The organism is Streptomyces sp. NPDC055140 (assembly GCF_053607285.1).
On record NZ_JBSGTG010000001.1, the window covers coordinates 517,933 to 544,341 of the forward strand.

Below are 26,409 nucleotides of genomic sequence, written 5' to 3' on the forward strand. Positions count from 1 at the left end.
CACGTCCGTAAAGAAAACGGTGCACGAGGGGTGTACCCGTCCCCTACCCGTCAGTACATTGACGCCATGTCTAATACGCAGAGCCGGGCACCGCGGCCCGTCGCTGACGAGCGCGTCGCGCTCAAGGCACGCAGGGTCTCCTTCTCCTGGGACAGGACACCGCTGCACTGGATACCGGACGACCCTTTCACCACGCACACGATCAACGTGCTGCATCTCCTGCTGCCCGCCGGAGAGCGGTGGTTCGTGCACGTCTACAAGCAGGTCCTGCCGTACATCCGCGACGACCGGCTCCGCGAGGACGTGATCGGGTTCATCGGCCAGGAGGCCATGCACTCGCAGGCCCACGACGAGGTGCTGCCGCACCTCAAGGAGCAGGGGCTCGACCCGACCCCGTACACCGCTCAGGTCGACTGGTTCTTCGAGAAGCTGCTCGGTGACCGGACGCTGCCGCCGGGGCGGGCGCGCGAGTGGTGGCTGATGGAGCGGGTCGCGCTCATCGCCGCGATCGAGCACTACACCGCGTTCCTCGGCGACTGGGTGCTGAACGCGGACGAGCTGGACCGCAAGGGCGCGGACCCCACGATGCTGGACCTGCTGCGCTGGCACGGCGCGGAGGAGGTCGAGCACCGCTCGGTCGCCTTCGAGCTGTTCGAGCACGTCGACGGCGGCTACCGGCGCCGGGTGCGGACCTGGGCACTCGCGTTCTCGGCACTGATGTTCCTGTGGCAGCGCGGGGCGCGCTTCTTCATGGAGAACGACCCGACGGTGCTCGACGGCAAGGCGTCGTTCAAGGAGTTCTACCGGGGCGGGAAGCGGGGCGTCCTGCCTTCCACGGGCGCCATGGTGAAGTCCATCCCGCGCTACCTCAGCCGCTCCTACCACCCCTCCCAGGAGGGCAGCACCGCGCAGGCGGTCGCCTATCTGGCCACCTCCCCCGCCGCCACGGCGGCGGAAGCCCGGACCCCGAACGGAGCCGTCTGACCATGCCCCGCCTCCGCACCCCACGGCTGCGTACCGTCCTGCTCGTCACCGGCACCGCGCTGCTCGCGCGCCGCGCGCTGCGCCGCCGCATCCAGGCGTCTCCGCTGTGGCCGATGCCCGCCCTCGATGAGCCCGTCTCGGGGCGTCCGCGCGCGCGTGCCCTGCGGCTCCTCGTCACCCGGCACGAGTCCGTCGCCGACGGCGTCGTCCAGCTGCGCCTGGAGGGTCATGACCTGCCACCCTGGGAGCCCGGCGCGCATCTCGACCTCGTCCTGCCGTCGGGGCTGATCCGGCAGTACTCGCTGTGCGGCGACCCCGAGGACACCTCGTCGTACACCGTCGCGACCCGGCTCATCGAGGACGGCAGGGGCGGTTCGCGCGAGGTGCACGAGCAGCTCCAGGAGGGGTCGGAGGTCGAGGTGCGCGGGCCGCGCAACCGCTTCCCCCTCGCCGTCGGCGCCCCGTCGTACGTGTTCGTCGCGGGCGGCATCGGCATCACGCCGATCCTGCCGATGCTGCGGGCCCTCGAAGCCCGGGGCGCCGACTGGCGGCTGCTGTACGCGGGCCGCACGCGCGCGTCGATGCCGTTCCTGGAGGAGGCGGAGAAGCTCGGCGGCGAGCGGGGCCGGGTGCGCGTCGTCGCCGAGGACGAGGACGGGCGCCCCGATCTGGCCGGTCTGCTCGCGGATTCGATGCCGGAAACCGCCGTCTACTGCTGTGGGCCGGAAGGACTGATGGAGGCGGTGGCCACGGCGCTTCCCGGCCACTGCGAGCTGCATCTGGAACGGTTCGCACCGCACACGTCGGCCGACGGGAACGGCCCGTTCGAGGTCGAACTGCGCCGCAGCGGCCGCACCGTCCCCGTACCGGCGGGCACTTCGGTGCTCGCAGCGGTGCGCGCCGAGGTGCCGAACGTGTCGTACTCCTGCGAGCAGGGGTTCTGCGGGACGTGCCAACAGCGGGTCCTGGAGGGCGAGATCGACCACAGGGACGAGCTGCTCACGGACTCGGAGCGTGACGACTCGATGCTGATCTGTGTCTCCCGCGCGCGCGGGGAGCGCCTCGTGCTCGACCTGTGACCGGCTCGTGCGGACGTGCTCCGCACGAGGCCGGAATCGCTCGGTAGGGTGTTCGTATGACAACCGGGGTGCGCCGCAGGATGGGAGTCGAGGAGCGGCGGCAGCAGTTGATCGGGGTCGCACTCGAACTGTTCAGCCACCGCTCCCCCGACGACGTCTCCATCGACGAGATAGCCGCGGCCGCGGGCATTTCCCGGCCGCTGGTCTACCACTACTTCCCGGGCAAACTCAGCCTGTACGAGGCGGCGTTGAGGCGCGCGGCGGACGATCTCGCGCAGCGCTTCGAGGAGCCGCAGGACGGTCCGCTCGGGGCCCGGCTCATCCGGGTCATGGGGCGGTTCTTCGACTTCGTGGACGAGCACGGGCCCGGCTTCTCGGCGCTGATGCGGGGCGGGCCCGCCGTCTCCGCAGGCGGAGCCTGCTCAATAAGCACAGCGTCGACGACGAACGCGCTCATCGACTCGGTCCGGCAGGCCGCGTACGTCCAGATCCTCACGCACCTCGGCGTCACCGACCCGCCGCCCCGCCTCGAACTGGTGGTGCGGTCGTGGATCTCGCTCGCCGAGTCCACGGCGCTGATCTGGCTGGACGGGCGGCGCATCCCGCGCCGCGAGCTGGAGGCCCAGCTCGTGCACGACTTCGCGGCGCTCGCCGCGGTGAGCGCCGCGTACGACGAGGAGATGGCGGGTCTGCTGCGCCACATCCTGGCCGACGAGCCGGCCGACGGGACGTTCGGCGACCTCATCGGGCGTCTTCTCGCACTCGCGCCCGCCCCCTCGGGATCATGACTCCATGACGCCACGACTCACGTTCCGCAGGGCGTCCGACGGGCCCGACGACCTCGCCGCGCTCGTCGCCCTGTACGACGGGGCGGCGCGCTGGATGGTGGAGCAGGGCATCGACCAGTGGCAGCCCGGCGAGAAGACCGAGGACCACTTCCGCCTCCGCATCAAGGAGGGCGAGGTGTGGTTCGCCGACGACGCGCAGGGCGCCGGGGCCGGCGCGTACGAGCTGTGGTGGGACGACGAGCCCGCGTGGGGTGTCCGGCCGCCCGAGGCCGGCTATGTGCACCGCCTCATGGTGCGGCGCGGCGCCCCGGCCGGTACGGGCCGCGCGCTGCTCGCGCACGCCGAGGAGCGGGTCGCCGCCGCGGGCCGCGCCCTGTGCCGCCTGGACTGTGTGTCGACCAACCCCCGGCTGCGGGCCTACTACGAGCGTGCGGGCTACGCCGTCGTGGGCGAGCAGCCGTTCAAGTCGGGCGCGGGCGGCAGCAAGTACGCGGTGACGCTCATGGAGAAGCGGGTCGGCTGACGCGAACGCCCGGCACGGCAGGGGCGGTACCCCTGTCGTGCCGGGCGTCCGGCTTTCCTTCCGGTCAGCGCGTGAACACCGCCACCGTGCGCGCCGGAACCTTGAACGTTCCCGAACCGGCGTCGTACGAGGCGGACTTCACCACGGCATCGGCGCCCGCCGCCTGCACCGGGTGCAGCCGGTACGACGTGCCCGCGGCCGCGCCGACGCGCTGCTCCTGTGTCTTCGGTGTGGCGTTGAAGACGACGACGAGGTCACCGAGACGCATGGTGATCACCCCTGGCGTCTCCTCCTTGCCGGAGAGCGGGAAGGACAGCTTCTCCTGCACCTGCCCGGCCGTTGCGAGGCCGAACGTCGGCTCCGTGGTGCGGATCTTCAGCAGGTCCCGGTACGCGGCGGACGTCCCTTCGATGTCCGCGCACTTCGCGGCGGGCACCGAGGTCAGCAGGGGTGTGGCGTAGGGCCACTTGTCCTTGTTGTCGGCGGCCGGCGGGAGTCCGCGCCCGAAGCCGTTGCCGTCGCGGCAGTCCCAGTGGATGGCGTTGAACCAGTCGCCGCTGTCGAAGGAGTTGCGGTCGAGGGACTTGGAACGCAGCAGATCGGTGCCGGCCTGGGAGAGCGCGGGGCCCTGGGAGAGCGCGGCCGTCGCGAGGGCGAGGACCTGCATGCGCGAGCGGTCCGCGGTGGTGGTGGAGGCGGGCAGTTTGTAGGTGAGCGCGTCGTAGAGCGACTCGTTGTCGTGGGCGTCGGCGTAGGCGAGGGCGTCGCCGGGCGCGTCGGCGTATCCGGCGGGTGCGCCGTTGTAGTCGACGTCCGCGCCCTTGACCGTGCGGCCGTCGCTGCCGGTGAAGCTGTAGGCGGCGAGGTTCCCCGTCAGACCGACCTTGATCAGGTCCTGGTAGTGCAGGAGGCGGGCCTTCTGCTCGGCCTCGGTGCCGTTCGCCTTCGAGGAGTTGGGGTCGGTGTAGAGGCCGGAGGCGAAGCCCTGGACGCCGGGGTCGGCGTCGAAGGGGCTGCCGCCGCGCACGGCGTCGCGGGCCCGGTCGGAGAAGGTGGCGATGCCGGTACCCGCCATGTTCTTCTGCGTGGCCTGCACGAAGCGGGCGTCGTCGGCGACCTCGCCGAAGTTCCAGCCCTCCCCGTAGAGGATGATCTTCTTCCCGTCGACGCCGTCCTTCGCGACGGTGAGCGCGTCGAGGGCCTTCCTGACGGCGAGGATGTTGGCCTTGGGGTGGTGTCCCATCAGGTCGAAGCGGAAGCCGTCGACCTTGTACTCCTTGGCCCAGGTGACGATCGAGTCGACGACGAGCTTGCCCATCATCGCGTTCTCGGGCGCGGTGTTCGCGCAGCACGTGGACGTGGCGACGGAGCCGTCGGCCAGGAGGCGCTGGTAGTAGCCGGGCACGATGCGGTCGAGCACCGACGTCTTCGCCTGACCGCTCGCGGCGGTGTGGTTGTAGACGACGTCCATGACGACGCGCAGCCCGTCCGCGTTCAGGGACCCGACCATCTTGCGGAACTCGACGGTGCGTGCGGTGCCGTCCGGGTCACTGGCGTAGGAGCCTTCGGGGACGGTGTAGTGGTACGGGTCGTAGCCCCAGTTGTAGGCGTCCTTGGCCGCGCTCTTGGCAACGCACTCCTGCTGCTGCTCCGAGGCCGCCCCGTACGAGGTCAGGTCGCAGTCGGGGGTGGCCTGTTCGGACTTCTTCTCGGGGATCGTGGCGATGTCGAAGGCGGGCAGGAGGTGCACGTACGACGTGCCGGCCTTCGCGAGCTCGCGCAGATGCCGGCTGCCCTTGCTGTCCTTGTCGGTGAACGCGAGGTAGGTGCCGGGGTGCTTGGCGGTGCGGTCCTCGACGGAGAAGTCGCGGATGTGGAGTTCCTGGATCTGCGCGTCGCGCAGCGGCACGGCCTTCGGCTTCTTCAGCGCCGACCAGCCGGACGGGGCGAGGTTCCTCGCGTCGAGGTCGACGACGAGACTGCGCTCCGAGTCGGCGGTGAGGGCGGTGGAGTACGGGTCGGTGACCTTGTTCGTGACGACCTTCTGGACGGTGGGCGCCCACACCTTCACGGCGTAGCGGTACTGCTTGCCCTGCCACGAGCGCGGGCCCTTCACGGACCAGACGCCGGTCGCGCCGTCGCGGCGCATGGCAACGGTGTGCCCGTCGAGGTCGAGGGCGACGGACTGGGCGGTGGGCGCCCAGACGGACAGGGTGACCCCGCCCTTGGTGAAGACGGGGCCGAGTGACGCCTTGCCGGCCTTCTGCGCGTACAGGTCGTCGAGAACTCCCGCTGTCTGTACGCCCGTTGCGGTCACGAGCGCGCCGTTGGCGATGCGGCGGGTGAGGATCAGCTGGCTCTTCAGGGCGTCGCCGACCCGGTCCCGGTCGCGGGGGTCGACGGTGTAGGCGTCGTACTTCTTCAGCTGCGGGAAGCGGGCGAGCTGGGCGTCGGTGAGCCCGCCGACGGCCTTGTTCAGGCGCAGCCACTGCCCCTCGCTGCTGAGCGCTCCGTCCTTGACGGTGATGCCGCCGTCCTGGGCGTAGACGAGCTGGGCGGACAGGGCCGCCGTGCCGTCCGACGGCAGGGCGACCGTGTCGCGGTCGATCCACTGCGCCTCGGACTTCGCGAGGTCGAGGTCGGGCGCTCCGCCGGTCTGCGGCAGGACGGGGCGGGGCTGTCCGGCGAGGAGCCAGACCTCGTTGCCGTTGGCGGCGATGTCGAGGGACTGGTCGGTGGGCAGGTCCTTCTCGTCGCCCTTGTGGAGGATGTAGCTCAGTGACGTCGCGCCGTCGGCGAGCGGCACCTCGAAGGTGACGCCGTACGCGTCCTTCTTGACAGGCTCCAGGGGCTTGGACCAGTCGGTGGGGTTCTTGGCGCCGGTCCAGGTGTGCAGCCCCCAGCCGTCGTAGTCGCCGTCGGCGCGCTGGTAGTGCAGGACGGCCTTGGTCTTGTCCTGCGGCGGGTAGGTGCCGTCGGGGGCGGTCGTGACCTGGCCGTCCTTGCCCTGCTCGACCCAGACCTCGCCGGTCGCGCCGAGGTCGATGGTTCGCTGCGGGCCGTCGGCGGCGCCGTTCTTCTCGACGGTGTACGTGAGGCTGCCGGAGCCGGCGTCCTTGTCGAGCTTCACCCAGGCGAAGGCGCCGTACGCGTCACGACCGGTGAAGTCCCCTGTTCCGGACGGCGACTTGAGCTGCCAGTCGCCGTAGTCGCCGTCGGTCCGCTTGTAGTGCACGACGGCGTAGGCGCGGTCGACCGCGCTGGGCTTCGCGGGCGCGGGCGCCTGCCCCGCCGTCGTCGCGTCGAGGTCACTGGCGGTGCGTCCGGCACGGTCGACCACAACTGCCTTGTACCGCAGGGGTGTTCCGGCGGCCACCGTGTCGGGGATGTGCTGGGTGATCCGGTACGGCGCGTGGTCGACGGAGCCGAGGGTGTGCCAGGCGCCGTTGCCGGTCTGGGCGGCGAAGACCACGCGGCCCAGCTGTCCGCCGTCGGTGTCGGCCTGGAGGGTCACGGTTCCGGTGGCCCCGGCGGCGGGGGCGTGGAGGGTGACCGAGGGCTTGGCGGCGGGGGCGGGCAGCGGCGTGGCGGCCTTGTAGACGACGGCGGAACCGGCCGGCACGGTGACGGTGACGTCCTTGTCGGAGCCGCTGGTCACGGCCTTGTCGGTGCCGTAGAGGCCGTCGAAGCGGGTGCCGGACGAGCCGGTCGCGAAGGTGGCGTCCTTGGCCTCGGCGGCGTTGTTCAGGGCGACGACGTACTCGGTGCCGGTCTTCGCGTCCGTGCGCGAGAACGCGTAAACGGAGCCCTTGGCGTAGCGCTCGGTCTGGACGCCGTCGGCCAGGGCGGGGTTGTCCTTGCGGAGCTTTCCGAGAGCGGCGATCTCCTTGTAGAGCGGTGCGCTCGTGTCGTAGGAGTCCTCGGCGTGGGTGCGGTTGGTGCCCAGTTCGTCGTCGTCGAGGTAGTCGTCGACCTTGGAGGCGAACATGGTCTGCCGGGCGTCCTTGTCGCCGCCGGAGCCGGTGAAGCCCTGCTCGTCGCCGTAGTAGACGACGGGGTTGCCGCGCGACAGGAACATCACGGCGTTGGCGAGCTTGTCGCGGCGCACGAGGTCGGCGTCCGACGCCTTCGCGTCGTCGGCCTCGAGGAAGGAGCCGATGCGGCCCATGTCGTGGTTGCCGAGGAACGTGACCTGCTCGTACGCGTTCGCCTTGCCGGAGGCGTACTTGTAGTCGTCGGCGAAGACCTTGGCCAGACGGTCGGCGGAGGCGCCCTGGGAGGCGTAGGCGCGGGCCGCGTCCTGGAAGGGGAAGTCGAGGGTCGCGTCGAGGCGGCCGCGGGTGACGTACGGGGAGGTGACGTCGGTGTCGGCGGAGTACACCTCGCCGAACATGAAGAAGTCGGGCCTGCCGTGCTTCTTCGCGTACGCGTCGAGGGCGGTGGCCCACTGCGTCCAGAAGTCCAGGTCGACGTGTTTGACGGTGTCGATGCGGAACCCGTCGATGTCGAAGTCCCGCACCCACCGCTCGTAGATCTTCTCCATGCCGGAGACGACCTCGGGCCGCTCGGTCCACAGGTCGTCGAGCCCGCCGAAGTCGCCGTACTCGGCGCTCTCCCCGGCGAAGGTGGAGTCGCCCCGGTTGTGGTACATCGCCGGGTCGTTGAGCCAGGCGGGCACCTTCTGCCCGGTGTTCTTCGGGGTGTACGGGAACGAGTCGGCGTCGACCTTGCGCATGCCGTCCCGGTCGTCGAAGGGGCGGCCCTGGGTGTCGAGGTAGGGGTAGGCGCCCTTGGGGCGGTAGCCGTACTCCTTCTCGGCGTAGTCGACGGTGTCGGCGGTGTGGTTGGTGATGACGTCGAAGAAGACCTTCATGCCCTTGGCGTGCGCGCGGGCGATCAGCTTCGTGAGGTCCGCGTTGGTGCCGAAGTGCGGGTCGACCTGCGTGAAGTCGGTGATCCAGTAGCCGTGGTACCCGGCGGAGGCGTCCTTGCCCTCGCCCTGGACGGGCCGGTTCTTGAAGATCGGGGCGAGCCAGATGGAGGTGGTGCCGAGGCCCTTGATGTAGTCGAGCCGCTCGGTCAGGCCCTTGAGGTCGCCGCCCTGGTAGAAGCCCTTGTCCGTGGGGTCGTAGCCGGTCGCCGAGCGTGAACCGGTGAGCCCGCCGCGGTCGTTGGAGGTGTCGCCGTTCGCGAAGCGGTCCGGCATGACGAAGTAGAACTGCTCGCGCGTGAGGTCGTGCCGCGCGGGCGCGGCGGCGAGCCGGGCGTCGGACGGCGGCGCGGGCGGCTTCTGGGCGGCCGCCGCCAGGGGCAGGGCCGGGGCCAGGGCCGCGCACAGGGCGACGGCGAGGACGGCCGCTGTTCTTCGCGGCAGGGCGGGGCGTATCACGGGAACTCCTCGGCGGGAGGGTGGCGGGAGGGACACAGGGGTGCACGGACAGGGCCGCCCGGCGCGAGCGGGGAGGACGCGCCGGGCAGCCGGAACGGGGGTTACCGGGAAAGGGGCGGGGCCGGGATCCGGGTCAGCAGCCGGACTTGCCGGCGTACAGGGCGAGGGCCGTGTTCGACCCGAGCATCGCCGTGAACTGGCCCGAACTGTTCACGCTCACCGCCTTGTTGCTCTGCACATCGCAGTACGTGCCCGCGGCGAGCGACGTCTGGTAGGTGCGGGTGAGCGCGGAGGACTCGTGGTTGATCGCGACGTAGCCCTTGCCGCCGCGGCCGAAGGCGATCGCGTCGGTGCCGTTGTCCCACCAGTCGGTGACGGACTGGCCGCGGGTGGCGTTGCGGAAGGCGACCATGGACTGGATCTCGGGCCAGGCGTGCTGGCACTTCCAGCCGTCCTGCCAGCAGGCGTTCACCGTGCCGCCGTTGGGCGGTCCGGCGTCCTTGTCGGTCCATTCGTAGCCGGAGTTGATGTCCGGCGATCCGTAGGGCCAGGCCAGCATGAAGACGTTCGCCAGGGTGTAGTCGGCGCCGTCCTTGTAGTTGAGGGTGTCGCCGCCGCGTTCGGTGTCGTGGTTGTCGACGAAGACGGCGGACTGCCCGGAGGCCATGTAGCCCCAGCCCTCGCCGTAGTTCTTGAGGTAGGCGAGGTTCTCGTTCTGGAAGACGCGCTTGAGGTCGCGGGCGTAGCGGAACTCCTGGACGTCGCCGGTGCCGAGGTACTCGCTGGGCGAGACCGCCTCACCGGCGCCGTAGATCGCCTCCTGCTTCCAGTAGGCGTTCGGGTTGCTGAGCCGCGACTTGATGTTGGCGAGGTCGGCGGCCGCGATGTGCTTGGCGGCGTCGATCCGGAACCCGTCGACGCCGAGCGAGAGGAGGTCGTTCATGTACGTGGCGATGCGGCCGCGCACGTACTCCTCGCCGGTGTCGAGGTCGGCGAGGCCGACGAGCTCGCACTCCTGGACGTTGAAGCGGTCCTGGTAGTTGCTGATCTGCGCGGTGCAGTTGTCCATGTCGGCGGCCGAGTAGGTGCCGGGGTAGTCGTACTTGGAGTACGCGGAGCCGCCGGTGCCGGTGCCCGATCCGGCCGCCATGTGGTTGATCACGGTGTCGGCGACGACCTTGACGCCGGCCGCGTGGCAGGTGTCGACCATGTTCTTGAAGGCCGTACGGTCCCCGAGACGGCCCGCGATCTTGTAGCTGACGGGCTGGTACGAGGTCCACCACTGGGAGCCCTGGATGTGCTCCTGGGGCGGCGAGACCTGGACGTATCCGTAGCCGGCGGGGCCGAGCCGGGCGGTGCACTCCTTCGCCACCGAGTCGAACCGCCACTCGAAGAGGACGGCGGTGACGTCCTTGGTGCCGGGCGGGGCCGCCTGAGCCGTCCCGGCGGATCCGGCGGCCCCTATGAGGGTGCCGGCCGCGAGGGCGAGCGCGGCCGCCCGCGATCTGATAGCCATGTTTCCTCCTGCACGTCGGTGTGCTGATGAGGTGTCCCTGCCAATAGCAGGGGGCTGTGGGGGGATGCCCTCCCCGGCCGCGCGGGGGCCGGGGAGAGCGGTTCAGAACGTCAGACGGTCCACCACACGGTCGTGTCGGCGGGAACGACCGCGTGACCGTCACCGTGCTCGATGTCGTCGGCGGCCGAGCTGGTCAGCAGGACCCGGCCCGACACGGTCATGCGCACCGCGGCGCCCGTCGTGTTCGCGACGCACACGAACGCCTCGCCGTCGCCGCGCGGCTCCCGCCGGAACGCGAGCACGCCCTCGGGCGCCGCCAGCCACTCGACGGAGTCACCCGCGCCGAGCGCCGGGTGCGCGCGCCGCACGGCCAGCGCCGAGCGGTACATCTCCAGGGTCGAGCCGGGCACCCCGGTCTGCGCCTCGACGCTCAGCGCGCCCCAGTTCGCGGGCTGCGGCAGCCACGAGCCGCCCGCCCCGAAGCCGTACGAGGGTCCGTCGACGGTCCACGGGATCGGCACCCGGCATCCGTCGCGGAAACCGTCCTGCCCGGCCGCGCGGAAGAACGACGGGTCCTGCCGCACCTCGTCGGGCAGGTCGACGACGTCGGGCAGGCCGAGCTCCTCGCCCTGGTAGACGTACGCGGAGCCGGGCAGCGCCAGCATGAGCAGGGTCGCGGCGCGGGCGCGGCGCAGGCCCAGCGCCGGCTCCGCGGCGACGCGCTGCTGGGTGCCGAGGCCGGGCGGGTTGGCGTAGCGCGTGGTGTGCCGGGTGACGTCGTGGTTGGACAGGACCCAGGTGGCGGGGGCGCCGACGGGACGCATCGAGTCGAGCGAGCGGTCGATGATGTCGCGCAGCTCCGTCGCGTCCCAATAGGAGGACAGGTACTGGAAGTTGAAGGCCTGGTGCAGCTCGTCGGGGCGCACGTAGTTCGCGGTGCGCTCGACGGTAGGGGTCCACGCCTCGGCGACGAAGATCCGCTCACCGGCGTACTCGTCGAGGATCAGACGCCAGGCGCGGTAGATGTCGTGCACGCCGTCCTGGTCGAAGAACGGCATGATGTCGTTGCCGAGCAGCTTCAGCTGTTCGTGCGCGCCGAGGTCGGGCAGGCCCTCGGCCTTGACGAGGCCGTGCGCGACGTCGATGCGGAAGCCGTCGACGCCCATGTCGAGCCAGAACCGCAGGATGGAGCGGAACTCGTCGCCGACGGCGGGGTGTTCCCAGTTGAGGTCGGGCTGCTCGGGCGCGAAGAGGTGGAGGTACCACTCGCCGTCGGCGACGCGCGTCCAGGCGGGGCCGCCGAAGATGGACTCCCAGTCGTTGGGCGGCAGTTCACCGTTCGCGCCCTTGCCGGCCCGGAAGTGGTAACGCTCGCGCAGCGGCGATCCGGGTCCTTCGGCGAGGGCCCGCTTGAACCACTCGTGCTGGTCGGACGAGTGGTTGGGCACGAGGTCGACGATGACGCGCAGTTCGAGTCCGTGCGCGTCGCGGATCACGGCGTCCGCGTCGAGGAGGGAGCCGAACATCGGGTCCACGGCACGGTAGTCGGCGACGTCGTAGCCGGCGTCCGCCTGCGGGGACGCGTAGAACGGGCTGAGCCACACCGCGTCCACGCCGAGGTCTCTGAGGTGCGGGAGCCGGGCGCGGATGCCTTCGAGGTCACCCATGCCGTCGGCGTTGCTGTCGGCGAAGCTGCGCGGATAGACCTGGTAGATCACCGCGTCGCGCCACCAGTCGGTGGACGCCTGCGCGGGAACGGAGGTCGAGGCGGAGGTCGTGGGGGCCTGCGCCGTGTCGGCAGTGTGCTGACTCATGGTGTCCTTGCTGCGTCAGGGGTTTGCGTGCGTGCGGGAGGCGGGCGGAGCGGCCGGGCTCAGCCCTTGGTGCCGCCCGCCGTGAGGCCGGTGACCAGGTTCCTCTGGACAAGGTAGAAGAACGCGGACACCGGAATGGCGATCAACACCGCAGTCGCCGCCATGTAGTTCCACTGCGCGTCGTGCTCGCTGACGAAGCTGCGCAGGCCCACGGCGAAGGTGTACTTCTCGTCGTCGAGCATGAACGTGGAGGCGAAGGCGACCTCGCCGAAGGCGGTGATGAAGCTGTAGAACGCGGCCACCGCGAGGCCCGGCTTGGCCAGCGGGACGATCAGCCGGGCGAAGGTGCCGAAGGGCGAGAGCCCGTCGATGCGGCCGGCCTCGTCGATCTCGTACGGGATGGTGTCGAAGTAGCCCTTGAGGAGCCACGCGCAGTACGGCACCGCGGTCGAGCAGTACACGAGGATGAGCCCGCCGTACGTGTCGATCAGGCCGAGGTCGCCGAGGATCTCGTACATCGGCACGATCAGGACGGCGATCGGGAACGCCTGCGTAAGCAGCAGGATCCACATCAGCTTGCGGTGGCCGGGGAAGCGCATGCGCGAGACGGCGTAGCCGGTGGTGGCGGCGAACAGGACGCCGACGACCGTCGTGCCGACGGACACGATCAGCGTGGACTCGAGCCACTTGAAGAAGTTGGTGTGCTCCAGGACGAACGAGTAGTTCGAGAAGGTCGCCTTGTCGAGGATGCGCCCGGGGTGGAGGTAGTCGTCCTTGTCCGGGCCGAGCGACAGATAGACCAGCCAGGCGATCGGGAACAGGGCTATCAGACTCGCGACGCTCAGCACGCCGTGCGACAGGAACGTCGCGAGGCGGCTGCGTTCGCCGCGCCGGCGCGCCCTGCGCGGGCGGACGGCTTCGGTGACCGGCTGCGCGCCGGTCGCCGGGGTGTCGACGGTCGTGGTGCTCATGGGGGCGGCTCCTGCGGCGTCAGGCGAGCTGCTCATTGCGGTTCAGCCAGCGGTAGTAGAAGGAGGTGAAGACGGCGAGGAGCGACAGGAGCAGCACGCCGTACGCGGCGGACTGGGCGTAGTCGCGCGGCTGCTGGCCGAAGCCCAGGTAGTAGGCCCAGGTGACGAGGATCTGGGCGTCGGGCGCGGTGTTGCCGAACAGCAGGAAGATGACGTTGAACTGGTTGAACGTCCAGATGACGCCGAGCAGTACGACGGTGGAGCTGACCGGCCTGAGGCCGGGCAGTGTGACGTTCCAGAAGCGCTGCCAGGCGCTCGCGCCGTCCATCTCCGCGGCCTCGTAGAGCACCGGGTCGATCGACTGGAGGCCGCCGAGCAGCGACACCATCATGAACGGCACCCCGCACCAGGTGTTGACCAGGACGGCGGCCGAGCGCTGGAAGAAGGTGTCCTCCAGCCACTGCGGCTGCGGCAGATGCAGCGAGCCGAGCACGGAGTTGATGACCCCGGAGTCCGAGAGCATGATCCGCCACGAGAACACGGTGACGAACGTCGGTACGGCCCACGGCAGGATGAGCAGCAGCCGGTAGAAGGTGCGCCCGCGCATCTTCTGGTTGAGGAGCATCGCGAGGCCGAGCCCGATGACGTAGTGCAGGGCGACGCAGAGCGCCGTCCACACGATCGTCCAGATGAAGTGCGACCAGAAGCGGTCGTAGGAGGTCGGGCCCCACAGGATGTCGGCGTAGTTGTCGAACCCGATGAACTGGTACGTGGCGTCGATGTGGTTGACGCCGATCGTGCGCGCCGAGTTGAGACTGTCGGCGTCGGTGAGCGTCAGGTAGAAGCCCCGTACCAGGGGATAGATCACGAGGACCCCGAGCACGACGACGACCGGCGCGATCATCGCGTACGCGTACCAGTGCTTCTGGTACGAGCGCCGCAGGCGCCCGAACGGGCCGGGGCGCGGCGCGCGGCCGCCGCGCGTCTTGGCGGCCGTGCTGTCGACGGCGACTGTCATGGTTCGGCACCTTCTGGGGATCGGCTGCTCAGTGCGTACGGCGCGGCGCCGCCGGTCCGCCCGCCCCCTCGCGGGCGGAACCGGCGGCAGCCGTCAAAGAGGGGTCACTTGCTGAAGTCGGGGACCAGCTTCGCGAACGAGGTCCGCGCGTTGCCGATGCCCTTGTCCAGGGACTCCTTGCCGGTGGCGACCTTGGGCCACTCGGTGTCGAGCGGGGCCCACAGCGAGCTGTACTCGGGCAGTTCGGGGCGCGGCTGGGCGGCGGTGAGGACCGCCTGGTAGCCGGCGATGCCCGGGTCGGTGACGACCTTCGTGGTGTACGCGTCCTTGCGCGTGGGCAGCGTCGAGTTCTTGAGGGCGATCTGCTCCTGCGTGGACGCGGAGGTCATCCACTTCACGAACTTGAGCGAGGCCTCCTGGTGGGCCTTGTCCGAGCCGGCGTAGACCGAGAGGTTGTGGCCGCCGGTCGGGGCGCCCGCCTTGCCGGTGGAGCCGGCCGGGACGGTCGCGATGCCCAGGTTCTCCTTGTCCTTGAACGCGGAGCCCTTGTAGAAGTTGGTGATCTCCCACGGGCCCTGGATGATCGCGGCGACCTTGCCGTTCACGAACGCGTCCTGGATGTGGGCGTACGCGTCGGCGGTGGCGTCGGCCTTGTGCAGGCCCTTGCCGTCGAAGAGGCTCTGCCAGGCGGTGAGGCCCTTCTTGGCCTCGGGCGAACCGATGGTGATCTTCTTCGCGGAGGCGTCGACGGTGTCGCTGCCCTCGCCGTACAGGAACGGCATGGAGTAGTAGCCCTGCGTGGAGCCCCAGTAGCCGTCGACGCCCGTCTTCGACTTGATCTTGGCGGCGTCGGCCTTCAGGTCGGCCCAGTTGGCGGGCGGCAGGTCGATGCCGGCCTTCTTGAAGAGGTCCTTGTTGTAGACGAGGGCCAGGGTGTCGGTGACCAGCGGCGTGCCGTAGGTCTTGCCCTCGAACTGGGCCTGCTTGATCAGGCTCGGCTGGAACTTGTCCTTGTCGGCGAGGGCCTCGGTGCCGTCGAGCGGCAGGAGGTAGCTCTTCTTCGCGAAGGCCGGCGTCCAGCCGACCTCGGCGCGCAGCACGTCGGGGGCGCCCTTGGAGCCCGCGGCGGTGTCGAACTTGTTCTGCGCCTGATCGAAGGGGACGTTGACGTACTTGACCTTGATGCCGGAGTTCGCCTTCTCGAACTCCTTGACCAGGGCCTTGTACGTCGGCGCCTCGTTGGTGGCGTTCGACGTGTCCCACCACGTGATGGTGACGGGCCCCGACGCCTTGCCGCTGCCGCTGTCGCTTCCGCCGCAGGCCGTCGCCGCGAGGGCGATGGACGCCACCAGCGCTGTGGCCGCTATGCCACGCCGCATGAGATCTCCTAGAGGGTGAAAGCCCGAAGTGGTGGGAGACGGTCCCGTCCGTACCCCTTGCCGACTCGCCGACCGCACCGTTGCCGCCGCCGGGCGACGTGAACGTAACAGCGTTGCAAGCACGGCGAAAGACCTTGCAGAAAAATATTGCAAGGAGATCCAGTCGGTTATCGGTCCGTGACCTGCACTCCGGGGCGTGCGGGCGCGTTGACGGGTCTGACAGGCCACGGATGGCTTGTGCAAGAATCTGCAAGCTCTTGCTACACCGGGCCGGCGCGGGGATCATCGGAACCCCATGGGCCCCACGCGAGCCACATGCCAGTCAGACGAGGGAGCGCCATGACGCAGCAGTCCGCAGCGGGCCGTTCAACTGCCCGCACGCGGCGACCGGTTGACGGTGGGCAGTCCGACGCGCGACCGGTACAGTCCCATCCCGTGACCGCGCGACTGGCCGACATCGCAGCGCAGGCGGGGGTCAGCGAGGCGACGGTCAGCCGGGTGCTCAACGGCAAGCCGGGGGTGGCCGCTGCCACCCGCCAGTCCGTGCTTGCCGCGCTCGACGTCCTCGGCTATGAGCGGCCCGTGCGGCTGCGCCAGCGCTCCGCCGGACTGGTCGGCCTGATCACGCCGGAGCTGGAGAACCCCATATTCCCGGCGCTCGCCCAGGTCATCGGCCAGGCCCTGACCCGCCAGGGCTACACCCCGGTCCTCGCCACGCAGACCCCCGGCGGCTCCACCGAGGACGAGCTCACGGAGATGCTCGTCGACCGGGGCGTCTCCGGCATCATCTTCGTCTCCGGGCTGCACGCCGACACCTCGGCGGACATGCAGCGCTACGAGCAGCTGCGCGCGCAGGGCGTGCCGTTCGTGCTGGTCGACGGCTTCTCGGCGAAGGTGCAGGCACCATTCATCTCGCCGGACGACCGGGCCGCGATGCAGCTCGCCGTCACCCACCTCGTCTCGCTGGGCCATACGCGGATCGGGCTCGCCCTGGGCCCGAAGCGGTTCGTGCCGGTCCAGCGGAAGATCGAGGGGTTCGTACGCACGATGCAGGACCTCCTGCCCCTGTCCCCGGAGGAGATCGAGCGCGACCTGGTGCAGCACTCGCTGTACACGCTGGAGGGCGGCCAGGCCGCTGCCACGGCGCTCATCGACCGGGACTGCACGGCGATCGTGTGTGCCAGCGACATGATGGCCCTCGGTGCCATAAGGGCGGCACGGCAGCGGGGCCTCGACGTCCCGTCCGACGTCTCGGTGGTCGGCTTCGACGACTCCCCGCTGATCGCCTTCACGGACCCGCCCCTGACCACGGTGCGCAAGCCCGTCCCGGCGATGGGCCAGGCGGCCGTCCGCACGCTCCTCGAGGAGATCGGCGGGACGCCCGCGCCGCACAGCGAATTCGTCTTCATGCCCGAACTGGTGGTCCGCGGTTCAACCGCTTCGGCCCCAGGGGACCGTCTGGCGCGCCCCTAGGTAACCAGTCCTCCGCAGGACGTAGAGCGTGCGTGGATGACCCACCCGGGGGATGATCGAGCGGGGGGTCGGTATCTGGCAGACTCTGTCTCTATGGGTGAATCCACCGTGACGACACTGGAAGGCCAACAGGGGGCCACCACATCACCCATGGCGGATGACCGCCGCGATGGGCGGGGACTCCTCGGCCGTATACGCGCACCGCGTCGCCCCAGGCTCTGGTTCGAGATCCTGCTGATCGCGGTGAGCTACTGGACGTACTCCCTGATCCGCAACGCCGTTCCGGAGCAGCGGTCGCAGGCTCTGAGGAACGCCGACTGGATCTGGCGCATGGAGCACCATCTCTCCATCGCCGTCGAGCAGAGCGTCAACCACGCCGTGAATTCGGTGACATGGCTCATCGTCGGCATGAACTACTACTACGCGACACTGCACTTCATCGTCACGCTCGGCGTGCTCGTCTGGCTGTTCCGCTACCATCCGGGCCGCTACGCGGCGGCCCGGATGGCGCTCTTCGCGACGACGGCGGTCGCCCTGGTCGGCTATTACCTGTACCCGCTCGCCCCGCCCCGGCTGATGAACGGCGGCCATTTCGTCGACACGGTCGCGGTCCACCACACCTGGGGCTCGATGGCGTCCGGCGACCTGAAACACATGTCGAACCAGTACGCGGCGATGCCGTCCATGCACATCGGCTGGTCCCTGTGGTGCGGCCTGACGATCTTCGCCCTGGCCTCGGCGCCGTGGGTGCGGATCCTCGGACTCCTGTACCCGGCACTGACCCTGGTCGTCATCGTCTCGACCGCGAACCACTTCTGGCTGGACGCGGTGGGCGGCATGGTGTGCCTCGCGTTCGGCTTCACGGTGGCGCGGCTCTGGCACGGGGCGCTGCCCTACACCATGCCGCGCCTCGTGCCGGCGCCCGCCACGTCCGGGGTCAGGCCCCCCGGTACGTGACGTGACCGCCGACCGCCGTCAGACGGACCGGCGCCTCGGCCACCTCGTCGGCCGGGGCCTCGACCGGGTCGATACCGAACGCCGTGAGGTCGGCCCGCAGACCGGGGGCGATACGCCCGGCGTCCTCACCGGCGGCCAGCGCCGCGTGTGACGTGCAGCCCTCCAGCGCCATGAGCCCCGTGAGCCCCTGCCCGGGCCCGGCGGCGCCCTCGGGGACCCGGGCCATGGACAGGACCCGGCGCACGTCGTAGTGCGCGATCGGCCAGTCCGAGCCCAGCGCGAGCACGGCGCCCGCGTCCCGCAGGTCCCTGATGCGCCAGGCGCGCGAGGCCCGGGTCGCGCCGAGGCGCTTCGACCACTCGTCGCCGTGGTCGCCTCGGGTGTACGCGGTGTGCGGCGGCTGCATCGACGCGGCGACGCCCAGCGCGGCGAACCGCGGGATCGTGTCGTCGGGGACCGTCTCGATGTGCTCGATCCGGTGCACGCCACGGCCGCTCTCGCCCAGGGATTCGACGGTGTCCAGGACGTGCCGGACGGCCGCGTCCCCGATCGCGTGGGTCGCGGTGCCGACGCCCGCCGCGTGCAGGTACCGCACCGCGGCCGCGTACGCCTTCGGGTCGGGCCAGAACGCGTCGGTGCCCTGACCGTGGCAGTCCGCGTGCTCCAGCCACGCGGTGCCGCCCTCGACGGTGCCGTCCATGAAGAACTTGACCCCGCCGACCCGCCAGTGCCGCCCGGCCTCGCGCTGGACGGCGATCAGCTCGTCCAGGCCGGCCTTGTCGACGCCCGGCATGCACCAGGGTGCCAGCCGCAGCCGCAGCGGCAGCACGGCCTCCTCCTCGACCGAGGCGAGCAGCTGCGGGACGTCGCCGTGGCCGAGGTCCATGACGTGGGCGCCGGTCAGACCCGTGGCGGCCATGTCGGACAGCAGCGCGAGCAGCCCGGCGCGGCGCTCGGCGAACGAGGGCCTCGGCATGACGGCGAGCATCAGGTCCATCGCGGCGTGCTCGACGAGGTGCCCGGTCGGGCGGCCGTCCGCGTCGCACACGATCTCGGCGCGCTGGACGAACTCGCGCGGCCCGGTGATCCCGGCCGCCGCGAGCGCGGCCCCGCCGGCCAGCGCGGAGTGCCCGTCGTAGAGGCGGACGAAGGCGGGCGCGCCGTCGAGGACGTCCTCGATCAGGGCGCGGTCGACGGCACGGCCGCCGAACGCGTTGTGGTCGAGCCCCCAGGCGACGACCCAGCCGTCGACGCGGGGCGCCGAGCGCAGGGCCGCCCGCAGCTCGTCCAGGTTCCGCACGCCGGACAGATCCGTTCCGGTCGCCATCTCCAGGCCCCACACCGGGTGGCTGTGCGCGTCCACCAGGCCGGGCACGAGGGTCGCGCCCGTGAGGTCGACGCGTTCCGTGCTTGGTCCGCTCCAGTCGCGTACGACGTCCTCGGTGGCACCCACGGCGGCGATCAGACCGTCGCGGACGGCCACGGCGGTCGCCTCGGGGAGCGCGGGGTCGAGGGTGCGGACGCGGGCGCCGGTGAGGAGGAGGTCGGCTGCGGGCATGGGGGTGAACTCCGTTCGGGGTGGGGCTGTGTCGCGTAGGGGCGGGCGCTGCGGCCTACGCGTCGGCGGACGGTTCCGCCGCGAAACGCTCGTACACGTCGGGCCTGGTGCGGCGCAGGCGCCGGGCGAGGCCGATGCCGAGGACGAAGACGGCGGGGGCCACGGCCATGAGGACCAGGTTGACCAGGGAGGACGCACCCGTGAAGAGGTCGAGGTGGGTGCAGACCAGCACGATGGCGATGCTGAGCAGCACCGTCGCCGCGATCGGCGCGACGACCGTGCGCAGCACGCCCTCCTCGTGGGTGATGCGGCGGAAGTAGAACGGCACGGCGATCGCGGCGAGCAGCTGGAGCGCCATCAGGCCGATCATGCCGGGGGTGTTCACCCACAGGAGCAGCTGCGCGTACGGGTCGGCGCCCGCGGCCCAGAAGGCGAGGACGACGGCCGCGCCGAGCACGGTCTGCGCGACGCCCGCGAGATACGGGGAGCGGTGCTTGGCGTGGACCCTGCCGAACACCTTCGGCAGGACGCCCTCCTCGGCGAGCGCGAGCCCGTAGCGGTTGATCGCGTTGTGGAAGGCGAGGAGCGAGGCGAGGACGCTGGTCACGATGAGGATGTGCATCAGGTCGGCCGCCCAGCCGCCCACGAAGGTGGTGATGGCGGAGAAGAACAGGCCGGCCGGGTCGCTGCCCGCCGCCTGGACGACGTGGGCGTCGCCGAAGGCCTGGATGACGGTCCAGACGATGAACGCGTAGAACAGGCCGAGGAAGGCGACCGCGATGTAGGTCGCGCGGCGCACCGTGCGGCCGGGGTCGCGGGCCTCGCGGCGGTAGATGACGGTCGACTCGAAGCCGGTGAACGCGGCGAAGGCGAAGGCCAGTACGGCGGCGGTGCCGGGGACGAGCACGTTGCCCGGCGCGAAGGACGCGGCGGACAGGCCGTGCGCGCCGCCCTTGAGGAGCACGCCGCCCGCCAGCAGGACGAGGATGCCGGTCTCGGCGCAGAGCAGGACGCCGAGGAGTTTGGCCCCGAAGTCGATGGACCGGAAGCCTCCGTACCAGATGAGCACGAGCCCCGCGAGGGACACGGGCAGCCAGGGGATGTCGATGCCGAAGAGGGCGTGCAGGGTGTCCTGCGTGGCGGTGCCGAGCAGGCCGTAGACGCCGATCTCCATGCCGTTGTAGCCGACCATGGCCAGCAGCGCGGCGCCGATGCCGACGGAGCGGCCGAGGCCGCGCGTGATGTACGCGTAGAAGGCGCCGGCGCTGCGGACGTGGCGGCTCATCGTGGTGAAGCCGACGGCGAAGACGGCGAGCGTCAGGCCGGCGAGGAGGTAGCCGACGGGGGCGCCGATGCCGCCGAGCGCGATGGCGAACGGGGCGACGCCCGCCATGACGGTGAGCGGGGCGGCGGCGGAGACGACGAAGAAGGCGATGTCGGCCGTGCCGAGGGTGCCGGCGCGCAGGGTGGGCTCCGCGGCGGTCGCGGTCGCGCTGTCCAGCGTCTGCGGTGAGGTTACGGGCATGGGGAGGGAAGCCCTTCTGGCGGCGGGGGACGGGGGTCCCGGAGGCGTCGTCCCGGAGGCCGGGAAGCGAAACCTAAAGGCTTTCGGTTTCGGCAATGTAGCCTCCCTTTGGGCATTCGGGAAGACCTCAGATTCGGGGAGCGCACGATGGGACGGCCGAGCAAGCCACTGCTGGACAGGGAGCGGATCACCACGACCGCGCTCGAACTCGTCGACGAGAAAGGCGACTTCAGTGTTCCGCGGATCGCGAAGAAGCTCGGGGTCCAGACGGGATCCGTGTATCACCATGTGGACGGCCGGGACGGGATCGTGGAGCTGCTGCGCGAGCGGGTCGCCGCCGCGATGGACCCCGCGACGCTCGCCCGCGACGAGCGGCCGTGGGCCGAGGCGCTCGCGGACTGGGCCCGCTCCTACCGGGCCGCCTTCGCCGCCCACCCCAAGGCGATCCCCCTGCTCACGACGTCACCCGTGCGGGCCCAGCGCGTCCTCGACCAGTACGAGCTCGCGGCCGGGCTCCTGCTGGACGCCGGGTTCGCCCTGCCGGACGTGATGCCGGTGATCATCGGCCTGGAGAACGTCGTACTCGGCTCCGCGCTGGACATGGCGGCGCCGGAGGCGATGTGGGAGCTGGCCGACGAGACGGCGACGCCGCGCCTTGCGGCGGCCCTGGCCGCGATGGGCGCGGGCCGCGCCGACGCGGCGTTCGAACTGGCGCTGACCGGGTTCCTCACTCACGTGTCCACGCTGCGGAGGTGACCCTCGGGGGCTACGCCCCGTAGAAGCGCTCCTCCATCACCGCGCGCGCCCGGCGCGTCATACGGCGGTAGTCCTCCAGCATGTCGCCGACGTGTCCGGGGTCGTAGCCCAAGTACCGTCCCACGGCCGCGAGCTCACGCCCGTCGGACGGGAACGTGTCGCCCGGACGGCCGCGCACCAGCATGACCGCGCCGCGCACGCGGGACGCGAGGACCCACGCCTCGTCGAGGATCGCCGCCTCCTCGCCCGGGATCAGCTCCGCCGCGCACGCCGCGGCGAGCGCCTCCCGGGTGCGGGTCGTGCGCAGGCCCGGCTCCGCCCACCCGTGCTGGAGCTGGAGGAGCTGGACCGTCCACTCGACGTCGGAGAGCCCGCCGCGGCCCAGCTTCGTGTGCAGCGTCGGGTCCGCGCCGCGCGGCAGGCGCTCGGACTCCATACGCGCCTTGAGCCGCCGGATCTCGCGCACGGCGTCCTCACCGAGCCCCTCGGCCGGGAACCGCAGCGGGTCGATGAGGTCGATGAAGCGCCGCCCCAGGTCCAGGTCGCCCGCGACCGGTTCGGCCCGCAGGAGCGCCTGCGACTCCCACACCAGGGACCACCGCCGGTAGTACGCCTCGTAGGACTTGAGGCTGCGCACGACCGGCCCCGACTTGCCCTCGGGCCGCAGGTCCGCGTCGATGAGGAGCGGCGGATCCGCGCTCGGCAGGGCGAGCAGCCGCCGCATCTCGGACACGACGCGGTTCGCGGCCTTCGCCGCCTCCTGGTCGTCGACGCCCTCGCACGGCTCGTGCACGAACAGCACGTCGGCGTCCGACCCGTAGCCGAGCTCGTGCCCGCCGAACCGCCCCATGGCGATGACGGTGAACCGGGTGGGCAGCTCGTCCCCCCACCCCTCGCGCACGACGGCCCGCAGCGTCCCGGCGAGGGTCGCGGCCGTGATGTCGGAGACCGCGCCGCCGACCCGGTCCACCAGGGCGCCCTGGTCGGCCTCGGCGGGCGTGTCCTCGGTGCCGTACGAGGCGATGATGTCGGCGGCCGACGTACGGAACAGCTCACGCCGCCGCACGCCGCGGGCCGCGGCGACGGCCTGCTCGGCGCCGTCCGCGCGCCCGACCGCGGCGAGCACCTCCTGCTCCAGCTGGGCGTGCCCGCGCGGTTCGAGGCCCCGCTGGTCGCCGAGCAGGGCGACGGCCTCCGGCGCGCGCATCAGCAGATCGGGCGCGAGCCGGCCGGCCGAGAGCACGCGCGCGAGGTTCTCCGCGGCCGCGCCCTCGTCCCGCAGCAGCCGCAGATACCAGGGCGTCTTGCCCAGCGCGTCGGACACCTTGCGGAAGTTGAGCAGCCCTGCGTCCGGGTCTGCGGAGTCGGCGAACCAGCCGAGGAGCACCGGGAGCAGCGTCCGCTGGATCGCCGCTTTGCGGGTCACGCCGGACGCCAGCGCCTCCAGGTGCCTCAGCGCGGCAGTGGGGTCGTGGTAGCCGAGGGCGACGAGCCGTTCGCGTGCCGCCTCGGTGCTCAACCTGGTCTCACCGGAGGCGAGTTGGGCCACGGCGTCGAGCAGCGGCCGGTAGAAGAGCTTCTCGTGCAGGCGCCGCACGACCGAGGTGTGGCGGCGCCAGGCCCGGTGGAGTTCGGTGATCGGCTCGGTCCGCATGCCCATGGAGCGCCCGGTGCGCCGCAGGTCCGCGTCGCCCTCGGGGACGAGGTGCGTACGCCTCAACCTGTAGAGCTGGATGCGGTGTTCGAGGGTGCGCAGGAAGCGGTAGGCGTCGTCGAGCTGGACGGCGTCGACCCGCCCCACGTACCCGCCGTCGGCGAGGGCGGCCAGCGCGTCCAGGGTGGTGCCGCTGCGCAGCGAGAGGTCGGCCCTGCCGTGCACCAACTGCAGGAGCTGTACGGCGAATTCGACGTCCCGGAGTCCGCCGGGCCCCAGCTTCAGCTCCCGGTCGACCTCACCGGCGGGGATGTTCTCGACGACGCGCTTGCGCATCTTCTGCACGTCGGGCACGAAGTTCTCGCGCTCGGCGGCCTGCCAGACGAGGGGCGAGAGCGTCCTGACGTACGCGTCGCCGAGTTCGAGGTCACCCGCGACGGGCCGCGCCTTGAGCAGCGCCTGGAACTCCCAGGTCTTGGCCCACCGCTGGTAGTAGGCGAGATGCGAGGAGAGCGTCCGCACGAGGGGGCCGTTGCGCCCCTCGGGGCGCAGGTTGGCGTCGACGGGCCAGATCGTGCCTTCGACGGTCGTGTCGGAGCAGATCCGCATCATGTGCGAGGCGAGCCGGGTCGCGGCCTGGATCGCCTTGCCCTCGTCGGCGCCCTCGACGGCCTCGCCGACGAAGATGACGTCCACGTCGGAGACGTAGTTGAGTTCGTGGCCGCCGCACTTGCCCATCGCGATGACCGCGAGCCGGCACAGCGCGGCGTCCCCCGGCGCGTCCGCCTGCGCCAGGGCGAGGGCCGCGCGCAGGGTGGCCGTGGCCAGGTCGGCGAGTTCGGCGGCGGTCTGGGCGATGTCGGTCGTCCCGCACACGTCACGGGCGGCGATCGACAGGAGGCAGCGCCGGTAGGCGACCCGCAGGGAGTTCGGGTCGACGGCGTCCGCGAGGCCCCGCTCGAACTCCTCCACACCGGGGTGCAGGTCGGACGGCTCGTAGGTGACGAGGGCCTGCCAGTCCAGCGGGTGCCGGGCCAGATGGTCGGCGAGCGCCTCGGACGCGCCGAGGACACCGAGGAGCCGGTCGCGCAGGGGCTTGGCCGTGATGAGCGTGTCGAGGAGCTCCCGGCGCTCGGGATCACCGGCCTGCGCCTCGACGAGCCGGACGAGCCCGAGGAGGGCCAGATCGGGGTCGGCGGTGGCGCCGAGGGCGTCCAGGAGCAGCGGGTCGGAGCGCACGGCGGAGAGGTCCGGCACGTCGAGGAGCCGCTCGGCGGCGGAGGGATCCGTGAAACCGTGCCGCAGCAGCCGCGTGAACGTACTGCTCCTGCGCCCTTGCGGCACCGACATCGCACGGCCTCCTGTTCGATCACGCACTGGTCCAGAGCCTAAGGCTTCGCCGGTGAGTTCCGCCCGCGTGCGGGGTCTGCCCTTTGACGGGAGCATCGGGAGAGCGGGAGGCGGATCATGACCAACGCGCAACCTCTGGCCCAAGTGGACGGCCGGCACACGGTACGGCCGGACGGGCGCCGGCGCTTCGCACGGCCGGCGCACACTCACGTCCGAGAACGCAGTCGAAAACCGCAGCCGGAAAGGGAGCACCCATGGACTGGACCCTCGAAGTGGTCGTCGTGCCCGTCTCGGACGTCGACCGGGCGAAGGACTTCTACGCGAACGGGCTCGGCTTCGAGGTCGACGTGGACCAGGTCGTCACGGAGGGCGTCCGCATCGTGCAGCTGACACCGCCGGGGTCGCGCTGTTCGATCGCCCTGGAGCAGGGCCTGCCGGGCGCGCCGGGGCAGCAGGCCATGCGGCCGGGGTCGCTGACCGGCATCCAGATGTGCGTGACGGACATCGACGCGGCGCGGGCCGAGCTGCTGGAGCGGGGCGTGGACGTGAGCCCGGTGCAGCACGTGGGGGCCAAGGGCTGGGAGGACGGGCCCGGCGACGTCTGGAACTCGTTCATGTTCTTCGCCGACCCGGACGGCAACGGCTGGACGGTGCAGCAGGCGCCGGCCCCGCTCTCGGAGCGCTGAGGGTTCACCCGCCCTTCACATGTGCGTGGGACAGGAGCATCTTGGCGTGTGCATGCTCTAGCCGCACCGCCGCCGTCTCTCCCCCCACCGGAGGTCTCACGTGCTTGGCAGATCACTGTTCCGACGCGGCCGCACCGCGGCGCTCGCGTCGGCCTTCGCCCTGACCGCCGCCGCGGTCGCGCTCTGGTCCGGCGTGGGCGGCTCGTCCGCGCAGGCCGCGGGGGGCGTCCCCACCCCGGACCACACCGTGGTCGTGGTCTTCGAAAACCACGCCTACAACCAGGTGATCGGCTCCTCCAGCGCCCCGTACATCAACAGCCTCAAGACGAACGGCGCCAACCTCTCGGCCTCGTACGCGCTGACTCACCCGAGCCAGCCGAACTACTTCGCGCTGTTCTCCGGCGCCACCCAGGGCATCACGGACGACAGCTGCTACACGCCGGGCTTCTCCTCGCAGCCCAACCTGGCCTCCGAGCTGATCGCCGCCGGCAAGACCTGGGGCAGCTACAACGAGGGCCTGCCGAGCCAGGGTTCGACCACCTGCTCGTCCGGCGACTACGCCCGCAAGCACAACCCGTGGTTCGGGTTCAGCAACGTCCCCACCTCCACGGCGAAGACGTTCGCGCAGTTCCCCTCGGACTACTCGACGCTCCCCCAGGTCTCCTTCGTGGTCCCCGACCTGTGCAGCGACATGCACGACTGCTCGGTGTCGACCGGTGACACCTGGCTGAAGAACAACCTCTCCGCCTACGCGACCTGGGCGAAGACGCACAACAGCCTCCTCGTCGTCACCTTCGACGAGGACAACCGCCTGGCCGGCAACAAGATCCCGACGGTCCTCTACGGCCAGCAGGTCACCCCGGGCTCGACCTCGTCGACCACCTACAACCACTACGACGTCCTGCGCACGATCGAGGACATGCACGGCCTCCCGCACGCGGGCAACGCGGCGTCAGGCAAGGACATCACGGGCATCTGGACGTCCTGAC

The 26,409-nt window shown here is 70.9% G+C and carries 18 protein-coding genes; 9 read left to right on the forward strand and 9 right to left on the reverse strand.

Features of this window, described 5'->3' with window-relative positions; translation table 11 throughout:
- Positions 1–66 precede the first annotated feature (66 nt).
- From ACWFR4_RS02425 to ACWFR4_RS02440, 4 genes are read left to right on the forward strand one after another with little or no spacing between them, the layout of a single operon-like run.
- Positions 67–984 carry a metal-dependent hydrolase gene (locus tag ACWFR4_RS02425; RefSeq protein WP_453463697.1) on the forward strand — a complete coding sequence of 306 codons (918 nt, stop codon included), beginning with the start codon at positions 67–69 and terminating at the stop codon, positions 982–984.
- Positions 985–986: 2 nt separating this feature from the next.
- Positions 987–2,063, forward strand: coding sequence for a PDR/VanB family oxidoreductase (locus ACWFR4_RS02430; RefSeq protein ID WP_453650336.1), 1,077 nt, complete (start codon positions 987–989; stop codon positions 2,061–2,063).
- Positions 2,064–2,119: 56 nt separating this feature from the next.
- Positions 2,120–2,851 (forward strand): TetR/AcrR family transcriptional regulator, encoded by a 732-nt coding sequence (locus ACWFR4_RS02435; protein ID WP_453463692.1) that lies wholly within the window; start codon positions 2,120–2,122, stop codon positions 2,849–2,851.
- A 4-nt stretch (positions 2,852–2,855) separates the two neighbouring features.
- A complete protein-coding gene (locus ACWFR4_RS02440) occupies positions 2,856–3,374 on the forward strand; it encodes a GNAT family N-acetyltransferase (protein WP_453650338.1) in 519 nt (172 codons plus the stop codon).
- 64 nt (positions 3,375–3,438) lie between these two features.
- Here ACWFR4_RS02440 and pulA read toward each other — a convergent pair whose 3' ends face one another.
- The 6 genes from pulA to ACWFR4_RS02470 form a co-directional block, all read right to left on the reverse strand.
- Positions 3,439–8,763 (reverse strand): pullulanase-type alpha-1,6-glucosidase, encoded by a 5,325-nt coding sequence (gene pulA / locus ACWFR4_RS02445; protein ID WP_453650340.1) that lies wholly within the window; start codon positions 8,761–8,763, stop codon positions 3,439–3,441.
- Between the two features lie 133 nt (positions 8,764–8,896).
- A complete protein-coding gene (locus tag ACWFR4_RS02450; RefSeq protein ID WP_453650342.1) occupies positions 8,897–10,279 on the reverse strand; it encodes an alpha-amylase in 1,383 nt (460 codons plus the stop codon).
- Between the two features lie 110 nt (positions 10,280–10,389).
- On the reverse strand, positions 10,390–12,093 hold the full coding sequence (locus ACWFR4_RS02455; RefSeq protein WP_453650344.1) for a glycoside hydrolase family 13 protein: 1,704 nt from the start codon (positions 12,091–12,093) through the stop codon (positions 10,390–10,392).
- Positions 12,094–12,152: 59 nt separating this feature from the next.
- Entirely contained in the window at positions 12,153–13,064 is a 912-nt protein-coding gene (locus ACWFR4_RS02460) for a sugar ABC transporter permease (protein ID WP_453463678.1), read from the reverse strand.
- Between the two features lie 19 nt (positions 13,065–13,083).
- Complete coding sequence (locus ACWFR4_RS02465; protein WP_453650346.1) at positions 13,084–14,082, reverse strand: carbohydrate ABC transporter permease; 999 nt, start codon at positions 14,080–14,082, stop codon at positions 13,084–13,086.
- Between the two features lie 104 nt (positions 14,083–14,186).
- Positions 14,187–15,461: an extracellular solute-binding protein gene (locus ACWFR4_RS02470; RefSeq protein WP_453650348.1), complete on the reverse strand. Its 1,275-nt coding sequence runs from the start codon at positions 15,459–15,461 to the stop codon at positions 14,187–14,189.
- Between the two features lie 435 nt (positions 15,462–15,896).
- Here ACWFR4_RS02470 and ACWFR4_RS02475 point away from each other — a divergent pair, with 435 nt between their 5' ends.
- Positions 15,897–16,934: a LacI family DNA-binding transcriptional regulator gene (locus ACWFR4_RS02475; protein ID WP_453467969.1), complete on the forward strand. Its 1,038-nt coding sequence runs from the start codon at positions 15,897–15,899 to the stop codon at positions 16,932–16,934.
- Positions 16,935–17,027: 93 nt separating this feature from the next.
- Positions 17,028–17,891, forward strand: coding sequence for a phosphatase PAP2 family protein (locus ACWFR4_RS02480; protein WP_453467967.1), 864 nt, complete (start codon positions 17,028–17,030; stop codon positions 17,889–17,891).
- On the opposite strand, the gene ACWFR4_RS02485 is transcribed toward ACWFR4_RS02480, so the two are convergent.
- Positions 17,872–19,449 carry an amidohydrolase gene (locus ACWFR4_RS02485; protein WP_453650350.1) on the reverse strand — a complete coding sequence of 526 codons (1,578 nt, stop codon included), beginning with the start codon at positions 19,447–19,449 and terminating at the stop codon, positions 17,872–17,874. The two genes, ACWFR4_RS02480 and ACWFR4_RS02485, sit on opposite strands and share 20 nt — an antisense overlap.
- Before the next feature lie 55 nt (positions 19,450–19,504).
- Positions 19,505–20,974 (reverse strand): APC family permease, encoded by a 1,470-nt coding sequence (locus ACWFR4_RS02490; protein WP_453650352.1) that lies wholly within the window; start codon positions 20,972–20,974, stop codon positions 19,505–19,507.
- A gap of 147 nt (positions 20,975–21,121) precedes the next feature.
- On the opposite strand from ACWFR4_RS02490, the gene ACWFR4_RS02495 reads away from it, so the two are divergent.
- Positions 21,122–21,730: a TetR/AcrR family transcriptional regulator gene (locus ACWFR4_RS02495; protein ID WP_453650354.1), complete on the forward strand. Its 609-nt coding sequence runs from the start codon at positions 21,122–21,124 to the stop codon at positions 21,728–21,730.
- A gap of 10 nt (positions 21,731–21,740) precedes the next feature.
- Here ACWFR4_RS02495 and ACWFR4_RS02500 read toward each other — a convergent pair whose 3' ends face one another.
- Positions 21,741–24,734, reverse strand: coding sequence for a bifunctional [glutamine synthetase] adenylyltransferase/[glutamine synthetase]-adenylyl-L-tyrosine phosphorylase (locus ACWFR4_RS02500; RefSeq protein WP_453650356.1), 2,994 nt, complete (start codon positions 24,732–24,734; stop codon positions 21,741–21,743).
- Between the two features lie 254 nt (positions 24,735–24,988).
- On the opposite strand from ACWFR4_RS02500, the gene ACWFR4_RS02505 reads away from it, so the two are divergent.
- Positions 24,989–25,420 carry a VOC family protein gene (locus tag ACWFR4_RS02505; protein WP_453467957.1) on the forward strand — a complete coding sequence of 144 codons (432 nt, stop codon included), beginning with the start codon at positions 24,989–24,991 and terminating at the stop codon, positions 25,418–25,420.
- 100 nt (positions 25,421–25,520) lie between these two features.
- Positions 25,521–26,408 carry an alkaline phosphatase family protein gene (locus tag ACWFR4_RS02510; protein WP_453467954.1) on the forward strand — a complete coding sequence of 296 codons (888 nt, stop codon included), beginning with the start codon at positions 25,521–25,523 and terminating at the stop codon, positions 26,406–26,408.
- Position 26,409 lies beyond the last annotated feature (1 nt).